Here is a 16,493-nt window from a genome sequence, read left to right as displayed (position 1 = left end):
CTAACAATTATTCACAAATAATTTGATCCTTATATTTTACATTGACCCGATCATAAGTATTCCATCCTTTTTCTGGTAGGATTTTTTTATAATAGGTTTTTATTTTTCTAAACTTTATTTCGATATCTTCCGGCTTCCCGAATTCTATCACCTGTTTCCCTACTTGCTGGTACATGTTGATGTCTCCATTTGCAAGCAGCTCCAAAGCACTGATTTGAGCCAACCAAAAAGGTTCTGAATTAATAAACCTTATTAACTCCATCAATGGAGCATTTTCAATTGACAGGTCATTTTTCTTTAACAATGCCTCAGCTTTACTACCTGTCAGAATCAAAACCCTGGTGGTGTAATTGGATGAGGTTGGAAGAATTTTGCCAGAGGAGCTGATATACCCATCAGCAGCCATTGGGCGAACAATTCTTGCTATGGGCACATGTTGGCTCACTTTTACCATTAAAGTGCCCTTTAAATCTTCAAAAACCTCCGCCTTTTTCACAAAAGGATGTGCCTCAACCTTTTTCTCCACTGCATGGATAGAGACCTTTTCTTTAGCCGTATTGCTAAGTAAACTTGGAAATGCATTGGTCAACAATTCAGTTACTTCCTTTTCATCTATGAAGTAAACATCACTTACACCCTCTACATAAACTTCTAGCTCAGAAAGCGCACGACTTTCTGTCTTATGCTCTGTAAAAGCTATAAAGCCAACCAAAGTCACTCCCAATACCATCATTAGGAAGGACTTTTTAAGTTTCCATCCCTTATTCTTTATCATCTCTTATCCATTTTTCAATTGGTTTTACCAAACGGTCAATGTCTCCAGCGCCAATAGTAACAAGAACTTCTGGAACATTTTGATGCAAATGGTTCAATAAATTCTCTTTTGAAACCACCCCTTTATTAAGGCTTGTGATTTCTGGAAGTAACATTTCCGAAGTAATCCCCGCTATAGGTTGCTCTCTTGCCGGGTATATATCTAGTAAAATGACTTCATCTGCCAAGGACAAACTTTCAGAAAAACCACTGGCAAAATCTCTTGTACGTGTAAATAAATGCGGCTGAAATACAGCGGTGATTTTCTTCTCTGGATACATGGCCCTTACGGACTGCAAAAAGGCTTTAATCTCCTCAGGGTGATGCGCATAATCATCGATATAAGTAATGCGGTCACTATTGTAAATTTTTTCAAACCTTCTTTTCACACCTTTATAAGTAGCTATTCCTGCTCTAATAGCCTCCTTTGAAAGCCCATAGTGAATGGCCACGGCCACTGCGGCCAGGGCGTTTTCAATATTGTGGAAACCTGGGACTTCCAATACCAGGCTGTCTATTCGCTGATCCTCTGCTACATAATCAAAGGTAAAAGAGGTGGTGCCTACCTTAATATTGTCTGCATGGATGTTTCCTGAATGCAGCCCGTACTGGTATATAGGGGTTGTTCCGATTTCTTTTTGCTTGATTTTTTCGTAAGCATTCTGATGAATGATCAATTTTCCATCTGGATGGGTAAGCCGGATAAAGGCAGCAAATCCTTCCATCAATTGTTCGGTATCACCATAAATGTCCAGGTGGTCTGGATCGATACTGGTAACTATACTCAGGTCAGGGTGGAGGTGTAAAAAGGAACGATCAAATTCATCGGCTTCCACCACCACTACTGGTGATTCTGTACTCCCTTCATCATGAAGGATAAGGTTGTTTTTATAATTTTGTGTAAGCCCTCCTAAAAATGCAGCTGTATTGTGTCCTGCATGTTTTAGCAAATGCGCGACCATAGAGGAAGTAGTTGTCTTTCCATGCGTTCCTGCGATCGCGACAGACTCCATGTTTCTTGTAATCAGCCCCAAAACGGCAGCTCTTTTCTTGATGTCAAAATTATTTGCTTCGAAGTACTTGTATAGTTCGCTGCTTTGCGGAACGGCAGGAGTCCAGACAATTAATTTGTCAGCACCCGAAGATTTAAAGGGTTCAGCAATATTATTGCTATCATCCGCGTAACTGATTTGCATTCCCTCTGCCTCTAGCGCTTCTGTAAGTGGGGATGGCGTTTTGTCATAACCATACACTGGCACTCCAATATGATTGAACCACCTGGCAATGGCACTCATACCTATTCCTCCAATACCTAGAAAAAAGACGCTATGTAAGTTTTTTAAATTCATTTTATCAGTGCTTCCATTACTTTGACAATATCCTTGGCTGCCTCAGGCTTTGCCAGTTTTTTAATTGCTTGAGACATTTCGTCTCGTTTTTTAGGGTCATTAAGCAATGAATGTACCATTGGAGCTAATTGCTCAATGGCTTCATCATCCCTAAGTATTAATGCCGCGTTTTCCGAAACATAGGCCATGGCATTTTTGGTCTGATGGTCCTCCGCAACATTCGGAGAGGGGATAAAGATCACTGGTTTTCCCACTAAGCTTAATTCGGAAACCGATAAAGCACCTGACCGGGATATCACCAGGTCTGCAGCAGCATAGGCGAGGTCCATGTCCTTAATAAACGCCATAGGAAAAATTCCTTTGACGCCAGAGGCTTTTACTTGGCCTAAGGTTTTTTCATAATAAAACTTCCCTGTTTGCCATAAAACCTGGTAGCCTTTGGATTCAAAATCTACCATTGAATGAAGCAGGGCCTGATTAAGTGTTCTCGCTCCAAGACTTCCTCCAATGGAGAGGATGACAGGTAAATCAGGATTAAGTCCAAAATGGGCCAGTGCTTTTGCCTTTTTATCTTTAATCGAAAGGATGTCCTTTCTTACAGGGTTTCCGGTATAAGTGATTTTAGCTTTAGGAAAATATCGCCCCATATCTGGGTAGGCCACACAAATGGCGCTTGCATTTTTTGCCAATAGTTTATTGGTCAAACCTGCATAGCTATTTTGCTCCTGTATAAGGGTCGGAAGTCCCTTTCGCTGAGCAGCAAAAAGTACGGGGCCACTGGCATATCCTCCAACTCCTACCACCAGGTGTGGATCAAAATTCCGTATTAACTTTTTCGCTTTTTGGAGGCTACTCAAAACTTTAAAGGGAAAGCTTAAATTTTCTAATGTAAGTCTTCTTTGCAATCCTGCAATCTTCAACCCCTCTATTTTATAGCCTGCTTCTGGTACTTTCTGCATTTCCATTTTGCCTTCTGCACCGACAAATAAAACTTCACTTTCTGGATATTTTTCGTTCCAAGCCTTAGCAATGGCAATGGCCGGGTAGATATGTCCACCAGTGCCCCCACCACTAATAATGATTCGATATGTTTCTCCAGTGTTATTCAATTTTTTATGCTACTTTAACTTTTCTATTGATCGATTTTTGTTCATTTACAAAGGCATCTTCATGATCACCTCTGCTAATACTTAAAATTATCCCTAAAGATATTCCAGTGAATATCAAGGAAGTTCCTCCCATGCTCACCATGGGCAAGGGCAACCCTGTAATAGGTACCAACCCTACAGTTACCCCCATATTGATCATGGCCTGTATCACCAGAGAAAAACTCAATCCTGCCGATAACAAACCGCCAAATGGCCGGGTAGATATGGCAACGACCCGCATTCCTCTATAGAGTAATGACAAGTAAAGAAAAAGCACAAAGCCTCCTCCGATCATGCCATATTCTTCAATAATGATGGCATAAATAAAATCCGAATAAGGATGTGGAAGAATATTACGCTGTTCACTATTTCCCGGGCCTTTGCCCGAAATGCCACCCGTAGCAATGGCTATATAGGAGTGCTTTGCCTGAAATGGGACTCCAGCAGGATCATCGTCCATGAATTTTTCTATCCTCGAGAAGAAAACGCCCCCCCTTTGCCCCATTAATATGGCAGTGGAAAGAACCAAGGCACCTACCATGCCTACTACCAAAAGGTATTTTAAAGGAACTCGCCCGATAAACATCAGCAACAAGCAGGTGGCAAGTAGCATGACAGCCGTGGACATATTGGCCATGGCTATAAGCAGACAAATGATGCCAATCCAAATGATGATTGGGATAAATGTTCCTTTGATATCAGTAATTTTCCTTTGTCGCTTTGCTAACATTCCTGCTACCGCTGAAATAAGGGCTAATTTGGCCAAATCAGAAGGTTGGAAGGCCTGGTTAATTATGGGCACAGTAAGCCATCTGTTGGCCTCATTAATAGTGGACCCAAAGAAATAAGTGATCATAAGCAATGGCACACTTACCCAAAGGGCAAACAGGCTCAACTTAGAGAAGTATTTGTAGGGAATGTTATGAACCGCCCACATGACTACTATACTGGCAAGGATTAACGCACTGTGCTTAAACAGATAGATTTCCGTGTTTCCCCCCATTCTTCTATAAGCAAGGGAACCTGTAGCTGAGTAAACAGCCAAAATACTGATTAAAGACAATAGCAGGACGATTCCCCAAATAATTAGGTCGCCTTTTAAATTGTCTTCCAGCCAGATTTTTACTTTTGTCATTAATTTTTATCCTTTAATCTTATTACCGCTTCTTTAAATTGATTTCCTCTGTCCTCGTAATTGTTGAATAAATCAAAACTTGCGCATGCAGGAGATAAAAGGGCTACATCCCCTAATGTACCATGATCAGCAGCCCATTGTACCGCTTCACTTATGTCCTCTGTGCTTAGAATGACAGGTATTTTGCCTGAAAAGGCTATTTTTAACTTTTCATTTTCTTTACCTAAGCAAATTAGCACTTTGACGTGATCGATTACTTTATCATCTAATAAGCTGTAATCGTTTCCTTTGTCCACTCCCCCTGCTATCCAGATCAATGGCTCCTGAAAAGCACTTAGCGCAAAGGCAGTAGCATCTACATTGGTACCCTTACTGTCATTGATAAACTTTATGCCTTTGACTTCCGCTACTTCTTCCATTCGATGGGAAGCATTCACGAAGCTTTTAAGCGCAGGGCCTATTTTTTCTATAGCTGTACCTGCCAATATCACTGCAGTTGTTGCCGCGAGGGTGTTAATTAAATTATGTTCACCATGAAGAACCATTTCACTTGTAGGCCAGGACCATTCTGTACCCTCAATTCCAAGGTGTAATTCATTGTTCAGAATATATCCCTTGGTTAACGTTTGTTTCTCCAAGGCAATAGGAATTAAGTTAGGTCGCCCCAACTTGCTCTTCATGGCAGTCAGTATATTTTGATCGGTCTCATGAAAGATCAAATGATCTCCTTCAACCATCTTGTCTGTTAGTTTTACTTTTGCGGCAGCATATTTTTCTAGCTTATATTGGTACCTGTCCAGGTGATCAGGTGTGATGTTCAATAGGATAGCGATTGTAGGTTTTAAATTAACAAAGCCCTCTATCTGAAAACTACTTACTTCTAAAACCCACCAGCTATAATCCTTTTCAACCAATTGCATTGCCCAGCTTTGACCAACATTTCCAGCCAGACCTACCTCCATACCTGCGCTTTTCATCAAGTGATAGATGAGCAGGGTAGTGGTTGTTTTTCCATTGGTCCCTGTGATGGCTATCACCTTGCCTTTAGAAAATCTTTGCGCAAATTCTAGCTCATCTATTACAGGTATACCTGCTGCTAACAATTGAATAACGATCGGGGCTTCAAAGGGAATTCCTGGTGATTTGATTACTGTTTGTGCATCCAGGAGGATGTTCAAACTGTGTTGCCCTTCTTCAAAAGCAATGTTTTTTTCTAGAAATACGTTTTTTTTCTCCGCTTTAATTTTTCCCGCATCAGACACAAAAACCCTGTGCCCATGCTTATGGGCCAATAAAGCGGCTCCAAAACCACTTTCTCCAGATCCTAAAATTACTGTCTTCTGCATTTACCTTAATTTTAATGTTGCCAATGCCATGATGGCAAACAAGATTCCCAAAATCCAAAACCGAACAGTTATTTTGGCTTCAGGTATATTTTTTTTCTGATAATGGTGGTGTAAAGGAGACATCAAAAAGATTCTTCTTCCCTCACCATATTTTTTTCTAGAGTATTTATAATAGCCTACTTGAATAATGACAGAAAGGATTTCTATAAGAAATATTCCGCACAATACAGGGAGAAGTAATTCCTTTCTTAATGTCAGAGATAGTACTGCGATTACACCACCTATCATTAAGCTTCCCGTATCTCCCATAAAGACTTGCGCAGGGTAGGAGTTGTACCATAAGAACCCAACGCATGCCCCTACAAATGCCGAGCAGAAAATCACCAACTCACCAGAATAGGGGATAAACATTACATTTAGGTATTGAGAAAAGGTAACATTACCACTGATGTAGGCATAAATCGCAATGGTTAAGCCAATGATTGCCGAAGTCCCAGCTGCTAAACCGTCAATCCCATCCGTTATATTGGCTCCATTTGAAACGGCTGTAACCACAAATATTACCAATAGGATATAGAGGAATGGGGTTAAGTTTTCTCCCAGAAAACCAAAAACAACGTCATAGTTTAGTTCGTTGTTTTTGAGAAAAGGAATCGTTGTTTTCATGGACTTAACATCCTCAAACGATGGCGTAGCAACTGTTCCTTCTTCTATGGATACGCTATCGTGGAATTCTCTCACCACCACATCCTCATGGAAATAGAGGGTGGTGCCTACAATTATACCAATTCCGACTTGACCAACGATTTTAAACCTCCCCGCCAGGCCTTCTTTATTCTTTCTAAATACTTTGATGTAATCATCCAGGAAACCAATGGCTCCCAACCACAGTGTCGTAACCAGCAATAGAATGATGTAAATATTATAGATATTGGCGAAAAGAAGGGTAGGGATTACGATGGCAGCCATGATCATGACTCCTCCCATTGTAGGGGTGCCCTTTTTTTCCAGTTGTCCTTGAAGGCCCAATTCTCTTACGGTTTCTCCAATGGATTTTTTTCTGATCCAGTCGATTATGGTTTTACCCAAAGTAATGGTGATCAACAAGGAAAACAATGTCGCCATGCCAGCCCTGAAGGAAATATACTTAAAGACTCCAGCTCCAGGGAAATCATAAGTTTTGTCGATATAGTCAAAAAGGTGGTACAGCATCTTAATCCTTGAATAAAAGCTTTAAAAGTTCACTAACTATTTTTTTGTCGTCAAAAGGATGTCTCACTCCTTTTATTTCCTGATAGGTTTCATGACCTTTTCCTGCGATCAATACGATGTCGCCAGGTTGTAATAAGTGGCAAGCTGTTTTAATTGCTGATTTTCTATCTTCAATTGAAAGCACCTTTCTTTGGTCAATGGGGCTTAGCCCGGCCTCCATTTCATTGATAATTGCCATAGGATCCTCATCTCTTGGATTGTCAGAGGTAAGGACGACCTTATTGCTGAATTTGCAGGCAATTTTAGCCATTATAGGTCTTTTCGTTACATCCCTATTGCCACCGCAACCAACCACGGTAACCAGGGTCTCAGTGCCGGTTCGGAGTTTTTGGATCGTTTTTAGGACGTTTTCAAGTGCATCAGGTGTATGCGCATAATCTACAATCGCCGTGATGCCATTTTGAACCAGAAGATCAAATCTTCCAACAGCCCCTTTTAACATTGAAAGCTGACGCAATACCTCTTCCTCATTTTCTCCAAGAAGTTGGGCAATAGCCAATACGCCCAATAGGTTGTAAGCATTGAATTCGCCTGTAAGCCTAAACCATACGGATTTTCCGTCAAGGTCCATTTCAAGACCCTGAATAGAATTGTCTATAATACGGGCTTTAAAATCTGCTGGATATTTCAAAGCAAAGGTATAAGGCCTTGCTTTGGAATTCTGAAGCATTACCAATCCTCTTTTGTCATCCGCATTCACCAAAGCAAAAGCTTCCTTTGGCAATTCGTCAAAGAGTTTTTTCTTCGCTTTGATATAATGGTCAAAGTCCCCATGGTAATCCAGGTGGTCATGGGATAGGTTAGTGAACAATGCTCCTGCAAATTTTAATCCTGCCGTTCTTTCCTGTACGATGGCATGAGAACTTGCTTCCATAAAGCAATGGGTACAACCCTCCTCAAGCATTTTGACCAGCAATTTATTAATTGAAATAGTGTCAGGCGTAGTATGGCTTGCAGGGATTATTGCCTCTTTAATTTTATTCTCAACAGTAGAAATTAAACCGGCAGAATAGCCGAGTTCTGTATACAGTTGGTGCAGTAAGGTCACTGTGGTGGTTTTACCATTGGTACCTGTCACTGCTACTATTTTTAATTTATCCGAAGGATGGTTGTAAAAGTTGGCAGCCATTAAACCCATCGATCTTGAAGCGTTTACAACTTGCACATAAGTGATCGCTTCCTTCAGGTTTTCTGGAAGGTGTTCACAAACAATAGCTTTGGCTCCATTAATTATGGCTTTTTCAATGTAGGCATGACCGTCCACTTGGGTTCCCTCGATAGCGATGAAAACGGCTCCTTCAATGACGTTTCTACTGTCAAATGTCAGTTGCGTAATATCCACTTCCATATTCCCCTTGGTAGAAACCAGTGAAACTTTGTACAATATGTCCTTTAATTGTTGGCTCAACTCAATGATAATTTTATGATTTGGTCGCTCTTGTAGGCAGTTCCTTTGCTTAGGGATTGGGTGCTTACCCTTCCTGTGCCCGAGAACTGTACTCTAAGCCCTTTATTTTCTAAGATATAAATGGCATCTTTCAATGTCATGCCGATAACATCCGGTACTACAGGCTTTTCAACTGCATTGCTTACCCATTGAATGGACTTGTTAGAAATGCTTGATTGAACCCAGGTATTGTTTCCCGCATAATGATTGGAGATGCCCATGCTATTACAAATCATTTGCAACTCCTCAGCTTTCCCAGCTCTTATATAAGGGAATTCATCGTTGTTTACACGTTGGAATTCATTATTATCCATCTCCTTTTGCTGAATATTCATGTCTTGGGCATAAATTTTATCAGCGATTTCTTTAAAAACCGGTGCAGAGATATCGCCCCCATAGGCATTGTATCCTTTAGGACTGTCAATGACGACGATGGCACTGTATTTAGGTTGATCCGCAGGAAAAAAACCAGCAAACGAAGTATAATACTTTTGGGTGTATCTCCCATTTATTAGTTTTTGGGCAGTGCCAGTTTTGCCTGCTATGGAATAAGTGTCCGTAGCAATATTTCTAGCAGTTCCATTGTCGACAACGCCTTGAAGCAATTCCTGCAGGAGTTTTATGGTCTTTTTAGAAGCAATATTTCGTGAAAGTGTTTCTGTTTTAAATTGCTTTTCAATGGTGTTGCCTCGGGAAATTTGCTTCACAATCATGGGCCTAACCATGTCTCCACCGTTTGCAATGGCATTATAAAAGGCCAAGGTTTGCAAAGGGGTGATTTTTAATTCATACCCAATAGACATCCAGGGAAGAGTAGTTCCGTACCAATTCTTGTCATTAGGGTGCTTGAAATATGGGATACCTTCTCCTTTCAATTGAAAACCAAGTGGCTTGTCCAAATTGGCTTTTTCAATGTAATCGATGAAACGCTGGGGTTGGTGCCCAAAATGCTCTTCCACCATTTTAGAGATGCCTACGTTGGAGGATTTCTCAAATACATCACGAATTGTGAGCATGCCATATCCACCATGTTTTGCATCTCTCATGTACCGGTCGTAGAATTTATAACTACCGTTGCCAGTATCAATACTGTCGTTCAAATTAATCTTTCCTTCTTCCAATAAAGCCATCATTGAAAGCAACTTAAAAGTAGAGCCAGGCTCTGTCAAACCTTGTTCGCCTACTGCATAATTATAGTACTCACCATAACCGTAAGATTGTTTGTTTTTTTCCAGGTTCGCAATGGCTTTGATATGGCCTGTCGCTACTTCCATTACAATCACGGAACCAAAAGCAGCATCTTTGCTGATCAATTGCCTTAATAGAACTGATTCTGCTACATCTTGAATATTTACATCCAGTGTGGTGACGATATCAAATCCATCGGTGGGTTTAATGTCATCAGCATCGTGCAATGGCTTCCAGCTTCCGCCTACAATTTTCTGGAACAGTGCTTCTCCATTTCTTCCTTGCAAGTATTCATTAAAGCTGTATTCCAGACCTACGCCATATTGATCTTCATTCAAAAAGCCGATTGTTCTTCCGGCTAAATTTTTAAAAGGGCGATATCGTTTGTCAATTTTCTCGAAAATCACACCACCCCCCATTCTGCCTTTATTAAAGACAGGCCAATTGGACATGGCAATTTTTTCCTGATAATTAATTTGATGCCTATTTAAAATCAGGTACTTTTTCCCATCGTTCCTGGCATCTAGAATCATTCTTTTATAGGCATTCGCTGATCGATCTTTATAGAAAGCAGACAAATTCCGAGCAAGGGAATCAAAACTAGCTTTCCAGTCAGTGCTCTTGTCAATTGATGGATCGATGGCTACCCTATAAAAAGGTAGGCTGGTAGCCAGTAAACTTCCTTCAGTACCATAGATATTGCCTCTAGTGGCTTTTACAGGTCTGTATTTTAAATTGATGTCTTCTGATAGTTGACGCCATTGGTCACCCTCGACCATCTGAATATGACCTATTCTATAAAAAATAGCACAGGCAATAAGCGTCACAGCCAAAAAGGATAGCCTTACTCGGAGCAATATGGATTTTTTGATATTCACTTCTCCAATACTATTTTCTGTGGTGGCTCTTCGATTTCAACGATGCCCAAGGGCTGAATTTTTTTTGCAACTTCAGATTGTTTACTTGCATACATGTACTCTGCTTCCAGCGTAGTTACATCGGCTCGCAGGTCTTCCACCTCTTGCTGAATTCGGTCTATCTTTCTAATGGTGTTCTCCGCCTTATAATTGCTCCAGATATATACCATTGCCAAAAAGGAAGCATACAAAAGAGGAAGCACAAATTTCACCGGTACATTCTCACCAATGAGCGCGCTGATGTCTAGCTTTTGCTCAATAAAGGCAAAAGGATTGAACCTGGATTTTTTCTGATCCTTTGATGATTTGATCGGACTTTTAAAGGTGTTTCTTCCCATGATCAAAGTTTTTTTGCTATTCTCAATTTGGCACTTCTTGCTCTTTTATTGGTTTCGATCTCTATCTGATCTGCTACTATAGGTTTTTTACTTACTGGTTCAAGGGGTCTGCTGGGGTTGCCATAAAAATCCTTTTCAAGATCTCCATGAAGTTTGCCCTTGGTCATGATATTTTTGACCATGCGGTCTTCCAGGGAATGGTAACTCATGATTACGAGTCTGCCTTCACTTTTCAAAAGCTTGGTACTTTGTTCTAACATTTCTTCTAGAGCTACCATCTCTTGGTTTACTTCGATGCGAAGTGCCTGAAATACCTGAGCGGAATATTTAGCATATTTGCCACGTGGAGCATATTTGTCCAAAAGATTTTTAAACTCCTGGATAGACTCAAAGGGAACATTGGCTCTAGTAGAAACGATGGCTCTTGCTAGCGTTTTGGCATTCCTTATTTCTCCATATATACCAAAAATTTTATGAAGGGCTTCCTCTTCATAAGTGTTCAATATTGTGGCGGCAGATAGGTCTCCTGATTGGCTCATTCGCATGTCCAACTTGCCTTCAAACCTTGTCGAAAATCCCCTTGTAGGTTCGTCTATCTGGTGAGAGGAAACCCCTAAATCAGCCAAAATACCATCTACTTTGTCTACACCATAAATTTTAAGGTACCTGCGCAAGTCACGAAAATTAGCCATGACAAATGTGAAATTTTCGTCATCTGGTGCATTCTTTTCAGCATCTGGATCCTGATCAAAACCATACAAGTGTCCCTTGTCGAGTTTTTTCAGAATTTCACGTGAATGCCCCCCTCCTCCAAAAGTCAAATCTATATAAGTACCATTGGGGTCAATGTTTAACCCTGACAGGCATTCTTCAAGCATTACGGGAATATGGTAGGCTGTATTATGCACTTTTACCTAAGAATTTTTTGTTTAAATCACTGAACCTTTTCTCTTCTTTACACATGAATGCTTCATAGCATTCTGGGTTCCAAATCTCAATTTTTGTACCGATACCAATTACGATGGCTTCTCTTTCCAATTCGGCGTGACGCAGCATGGTTTTGCTAATCACGAACCTGCCAGTAGCGTCTAAATCTACCGTAGACTCCCTCCTGAAAAAGGACCTTTTGAAAAACCTTACATCATCATCTGTGTCATCCAGGCTGGCGAGTTTATTATGGTCTTTTTTAACTTCGACCATTGGTATCAATTCGAGACATGGTTCCAAACCTTTGCGCAGCATCATTTCCTGACCCAAGGACTCAGGGATCAAAGCCTTCATTTTTGAAGGCAATACCAACCTGCCCTTGGCATCCAATTTACACTCAAATTCACCGGTGAATGATGCCATATCTGTTCTGCCTGATTACTGAATACAAAAGTAGTAAATAGCTAAACACTTTTTACCACTTTGTCCCACTTTTTACCACATTGCTATAAAAGTATCTAATACTAACTAGAAACACAATTAATTTTAAAAAAATAAACGACAGGGCCGTCCGGATTCAATTGGCTATGAATCAGCAGGTAATCTGTGGTAAATCGCAGGTAATATACCTTTAAAGCTAGATTTTGATGGCATTTCGGCCAACAAAAAAAGTAAATTTATTTGATTGCTTTTTAAGTGGGATGAATTCCCGTAAAATCCCAGTGTTTTCCGGGATAAGCCGAATTACGGCCTATTTTTTTCTTTCGATGGTATAGGTTACCAGGGTAGTCAAAGAATTTTTGAATGGGGACTCAGGAAAATTTTCTAATAAGGTTAGCGCTTCTTGGTAATAATTGTTCATTATTTTTTGAGCATATTCCAGTCCGCCTGAATTTTTAACAAATGCTATGATTTCATTAATGGTAGCCTTGTGCTCACTTTTATTCCTGATTTTATAGATGATTTTTTTCTTGTCGATCCAGCTGGCATTTTGGAGTGCATATATGAGTGGCAGCGTCATTTTCTTCTCCTTGATATCAATACCCACAGGTTTTCCTACAACATCTTCGCCATAATCAAATAGATCATCTTTGATCTGAAATGCCATTCCGACTTTTTCACCAAAAAGCCTCATCTTTTCAATGTTTTCTTCAGAGGATCCAGAAGTAGCTGCACCTACAGCACAACAAGAGGCTATAAGGCTTGCTGTTTTTTGACGAATAATGGTATAATAAACGTCCTCAGTAATGTCGAGTTTACGTGCTTTGGATATTTGTAAAAGTTCACCCTCACTCATCTCTTGCACCGCATTGGAAACGATTTTAAGTAACTCGAAATCACCATTGTCCACGCTTAATAGGAGACCTCGGGAGAGCAAATAGTCTCCAACCAAGACAGCGATTTTATTTTTCCACAAGGCATTGATTGAGAAAAAACCTCTTCTATAGTTGGCATCATCCACCACATCATCATGTACGAGAGTGGCTGTATGCAATAATTCTATTAAAGCCGCACCTCTATAGGTTGATTCTGAAATATTGCCGCTTACTCCTGCAGTCAAGAAAACAAACATCGGTCGCATTTGCTTTCCTTTTCTTCGGACAATATATTGGGTAATATGATCCAATAATTTCACCTTACTTTGCATGAAAGAGCGAAATTTCTTTTCAAAATCAGCCATCTCGGTGGCTATTGGGGCTTGTATCTGCTTTAAATCCTGATTCATTTGACCTTTAGATGATGCAATAATACAATCTATTCCACCATTGACAAAACCGCTCAATTGATAATTCTGTTTAATGAATTTTATTTTTGGTTATCTTTGAACAACTAAACGACATAAACTTGACCGACGACTATATTAAACACCAGTATGAGCCGATCCTCCCCAAGAAGGATGAATGGCCTGTGGTAAAACTAAGTAAAAGCCGTAAAGAATTTATTCAGCAGGTGGTGGAGTCGAGTGTTGGGAATATTAAAGGGCTTACTGGCAATCAGTTACAGGCACTTAAAGAGGGGTTGGAAATTACGCTCTTTAAAGAAAGGATGCGTATTAAACAAAACTCATGGGCGGTTGACCCTGATGATGAGATGGAGTTTTGGGCGGAAGTTAAAGCCGCTCTTCTGGCACTAGATTCCGACCAACAAATCGAGGATGAAAAAAAGAAGCAGCAGTACTTTGAAGTGCTTACTAGAATTACCAAAAGATATGCTGAGGAGATAGCGAGTAATTTTAAACACAGTCATTATAAATTGACCAAGAGATTTGTGTCTTTCGGTTTTTCGAGATTGCTAAACACTTCTAGGGCCAAAGGGTTCAAATCGATTTTCAGCAACCGGTACAGGCTTCAGGATAAAATTCAAATTATAGGAGAAACAGATCAAATCAGAGAACTTGCCTCTAAGGGTACCATAGTGATGGTTCCCACCCATTTCAGTAACCTGGACAGTATATTAATAGGTTGGACCATAAGTACTTTGGGTTTGCCTCCATTCATCTATGGAGCGGGGCTAAATTTATTTAATATCCAGATATTCGCTTATTTTATGAATGCCCTGGGTGCCTATAAGGTAGATAGACGGAAAAAAAATCAGGTTTACCTGGAAACCTTGAAAACCTATTCCAGAGAGGCCATTCAATTTGGCTGTCACAGCTTGTTTTTCCCAGGAGGAACACGTTCCAGAAGTGGAAATATTGAATCGAAAGTTAAACTTGGCCTATTAAGTACAGCAATAGAAGCCCAAAGAGCCAATTATCAAAAAGGGGAGACTGAATCTGGTAAGGTATTCATCGTTCCAGTAGCAATCAATTATCATTTTGTACTTGAAGCGCCTAGCCTGATAAAAGAACACCTCAACTCTACCGGACAAGAAAGATATTACAGTGAGTCCGATGAGTTTTCTACTTCTTATAAAATCTCTAAATTTTTAGTGAAATTCTTTACTAAAGGTTCAGATATATCCGTGTCCATTGGCAAAGCCATGGATATATTAGGTAACTACGTAGACGCGGAAGGAAACAGTAGGGATGCCCATGGTCGAAGCATTGATTGCAAGGACTATTTTATGGTGGATGAAAAGGTAAATGTAGACTTGCAACGAGAAGAGGAGTACAGCAAAAAATTAGGCAAAAGAATAGTGGAGGAATTCCACAAAATAAACAGGGTTTTTAGTAGCCACCTGGTAGCATTTACGGCATTTAGGCTACTTAAAAGAGAGAACAACAAATTGGATCTTTTTAGCTTGCTTCGGCTTCCTGAAGAGGATCTTTTCTTGCCTTATGACACCTTCAAAGAGGCTTGTGGTTTGGTTTTAGCGAGAATACAGCAACTTAGGGAAGAAGGGGCCGTCCATATGGCGCCTCATATGAATGCTGGGCTAGAGGAGATTATTCAGCATGGCTTACAAAATGTAGGGATGTATCATGCCAAAAGACCGCTCAAAAAAAATGAAGTGGGAAATATCGTAACTGAGGATATAAGTTTATTGTATTATTATCATAACAGACTTGATGGATATGAATTGGAAAAAATCATCTGAAAATAAACCGATAGGGGTGATAGGGATCGGTAGTTTCGGAACTGCAATTTCCAATTTGCTGGCAGAGAAAAACAATGTCTTGGTATACGCCAGAGATGAGGCAGTGGTGGAAGCCATTAACAAGACGCATATGGTCAAGAATCGGAAATTGGCAAGTAGCATACGTGCCACAACTGATCCTGAATTGATTTGTGATTCGTGCAATGTAATGTTCCCAATGATTCCTTCTTCTGCATTTCGAGAAGTGATGAAAAGGTTTGCCCCGTATCTTCATCCCTACCATTTTTTAATTCATGGTACAAAGGGCCTTTCTCTTAACCTTCCAGAAGGTAAAGACCTGGGGAATATTAAAAAAATACAGCGGAAGAATATCTGTACCATGAGTGAAGTGATCATGGATGAGACGGTTGTGGAAAGGATCGGATGTCTGGCAGGACCCAATTTGGCCAAGGAGCTTTTAGAAAATCAACCTGGAGCCACGGTGATTGCGAGTCGCTACAATGAGGTAATCAGAGAAGGGCAGCAACTTTTGCGATCCGACAATTTTCAGGTGTATGGCAACTCGGATATTATAGGTGTGGAGCTTTCTGGTGTCCTGAAAAACATCATAGCCATAGCCTCTGGTGCATTGTCAGGTCTTGGACTTGGTGACAATGCCAAAGGACTTTTGATTTCCAGAGGGATGGTAGAATTGGTTTATCTGGGCAAAGCCATGGGAGGAAGCACCAAGTCATTCTTAGGATTGGCGGGAGTTGGTGACCTGGTGACTACTTGTAATTCCACGCTTTCTAGAAATTATACCCTAGGCTTTAGGCTAGCCAAAGGGGAAAAGCTTACCGATATAGTGGCTGATATGGAAGAAGTGGCTGAGGGGGTTAATACCGTAAAGTTGATAAAGTTGTTTTTGGAGTCTACAGATTTACGAGCCCCCATCACAGAAAACCTTTACAAAGTTTTGTTTGAAGACCTAAAGGTGGAGGCAGCTCTTCAATACCTGATGAAATTCCCTATTTATACTGACATTGATTTCTTTGATTAAAAATTTGCAGAAACGCCAGAAAATTCTTTTGATT

General features: G+C 40.4%; 14 protein-coding genes. 2 read left to right on the top strand and 12 right to left on the bottom strand.

The window, feature by feature from the left end; translation table 11 throughout:
- Positions 1-7 precede the first annotated feature (7 nt).
- The 12 genes from AAC073_RS08800 to AAC073_RS08745 all read right to left on the bottom strand — a co-directional run bounded on the left by AAC073_RS08800 (position 8) and on the right by AAC073_RS08745 (position 13,606).
- Positions 8-775 (bottom strand): cell division protein, encoded by a 768-nt coding sequence (locus AAC073_RS08800; protein WP_339923484.1) that lies wholly within the window; start codon positions 773-775, stop codon positions 8-10.
- Entirely contained in the window at positions 762-2,162 is a 1,401-nt protein-coding gene (murC, locus tag AAC073_RS08795) for a UDP-N-acetylmuramate--L-alanine ligase (RefSeq protein WP_339923483.1), read from the bottom strand. The genes AAC073_RS08800 and murC overlap by 14 nt, the downstream gene beginning before the upstream one ends.
- Complete coding sequence (murG, locus tag AAC073_RS08790) at positions 2,159-3,271, bottom strand: undecaprenyldiphospho-muramoylpentapeptide beta-N-acetylglucosaminyltransferase (protein WP_339923482.1); 1,113 nt, start codon at positions 3,269-3,271, stop codon at positions 2,159-2,161. The genes murC and murG overlap by 4 nt, the downstream gene beginning before the upstream one ends.
- 4 nt (positions 3,272-3,275) lie before the next feature.
- Positions 3,276-4,445, bottom strand: a complete 1,170-nt coding sequence (locus tag AAC073_RS08785) for an FtsW/RodA/SpoVE family cell cycle protein (protein WP_339923481.1) — start codon at positions 4,443-4,445, stop codon at positions 3,276-3,278.
- Positions 4,445-5,791, bottom strand: coding sequence for a UDP-N-acetylmuramoyl-L-alanine--D-glutamate ligase (murD, locus tag AAC073_RS08780; RefSeq protein ID WP_339923480.1), 1,347 nt, complete (start codon positions 5,789-5,791; stop codon positions 4,445-4,447). Before murD ends, AAC073_RS08785 begins: the two co-directional genes overlap by 1 nt.
- A complete protein-coding gene (gene mraY, locus AAC073_RS08775; RefSeq protein ID WP_339923479.1) occupies positions 5,792-7,003 on the bottom strand; it encodes a phospho-N-acetylmuramoyl-pentapeptide-transferase in 1,212 nt (403 codons plus the stop codon). It abuts the gene before it with no gap.
- A 1-nt stretch (position 7,004) separates the two neighbouring features.
- Entirely contained in the window at positions 7,005-8,471 is a 1,467-nt protein-coding gene (locus AAC073_RS08770) for a UDP-N-acetylmuramoyl-L-alanyl-D-glutamate--2,6-diaminopimelate ligase (protein ID WP_339923478.1), read from the bottom strand.
- Positions 8,468-10,576, bottom strand: coding sequence for a penicillin-binding protein (locus AAC073_RS08765; protein ID WP_339923477.1), 2,109 nt, complete (start codon positions 10,574-10,576; stop codon positions 8,468-8,470). The genes AAC073_RS08770 and AAC073_RS08765 overlap by 4 nt, the downstream gene beginning before the upstream one ends.
- Positions 10,573-10,953 (bottom strand): FtsL-like putative cell division protein, encoded by a 381-nt coding sequence (locus tag AAC073_RS08760; protein WP_339923476.1) that lies wholly within the window; start codon positions 10,951-10,953, stop codon positions 10,573-10,575. The genes AAC073_RS08765 and AAC073_RS08760 overlap by 4 nt, the downstream gene beginning before the upstream one ends.
- 2 nt (positions 10,954-10,955) lie before the next feature.
- Positions 10,956-11,861, bottom strand: a complete 906-nt coding sequence (gene rsmH, locus AAC073_RS08755; RefSeq protein ID WP_339923475.1) for a 16S rRNA (cytosine(1402)-N(4))-methyltransferase RsmH — start codon at positions 11,859-11,861, stop codon at positions 10,956-10,958.
- Positions 11,854-12,303 (bottom strand): division/cell wall cluster transcriptional repressor MraZ, encoded by a 450-nt coding sequence (gene mraZ, locus AAC073_RS08750; RefSeq protein ID WP_020892563.1) that lies wholly within the window; start codon positions 12,301-12,303, stop codon positions 11,854-11,856. The genes rsmH and mraZ overlap by 8 nt, the downstream gene beginning before the upstream one ends.
- Before the next feature lie 328 nt (positions 12,304-12,631).
- Positions 12,632-13,606 (bottom strand): polyprenyl synthetase family protein, encoded by a 975-nt coding sequence (locus AAC073_RS08745; RefSeq protein WP_339923705.1) that lies wholly within the window; start codon positions 13,604-13,606, stop codon positions 12,632-12,634.
- 119 nt (positions 13,607-13,725) lie between these two features.
- Here AAC073_RS08745 and AAC073_RS08740 point away from each other — a divergent pair, with 119 nt between their 5' ends.
- Both AAC073_RS08740 and AAC073_RS08735 read left to right on the top strand, forming a co-directional pair.
- Positions 13,726-15,420: a 1-acyl-sn-glycerol-3-phosphate acyltransferase gene (locus AAC073_RS08740; protein ID WP_339923474.1), complete on the top strand. Its 1,695-nt coding sequence runs from the start codon at positions 13,726-13,728 to the stop codon at positions 15,418-15,420.
- On the top strand, positions 15,398-16,459 hold the full coding sequence (locus AAC073_RS08735) for an NAD(P)H-dependent glycerol-3-phosphate dehydrogenase (RefSeq protein ID WP_339923473.1): 1,062 nt from the start codon (positions 15,398-15,400) through the stop codon (positions 16,457-16,459). Before AAC073_RS08740 ends, AAC073_RS08735 begins: the two co-directional genes overlap by 23 nt.
- Positions 16,460-16,493: the final 34 nt, after the last annotated feature.

It is taken from the genome of uncultured Cyclobacterium sp. (assembly GCF_963977555.1).
GTDB lineage: Bacteria > Bacteroidota > Bacteroidia > Cytophagales > Cyclobacteriaceae > Cyclobacterium.
This window is presented reverse-complemented; position numbering and strand designations above follow the sequence as displayed.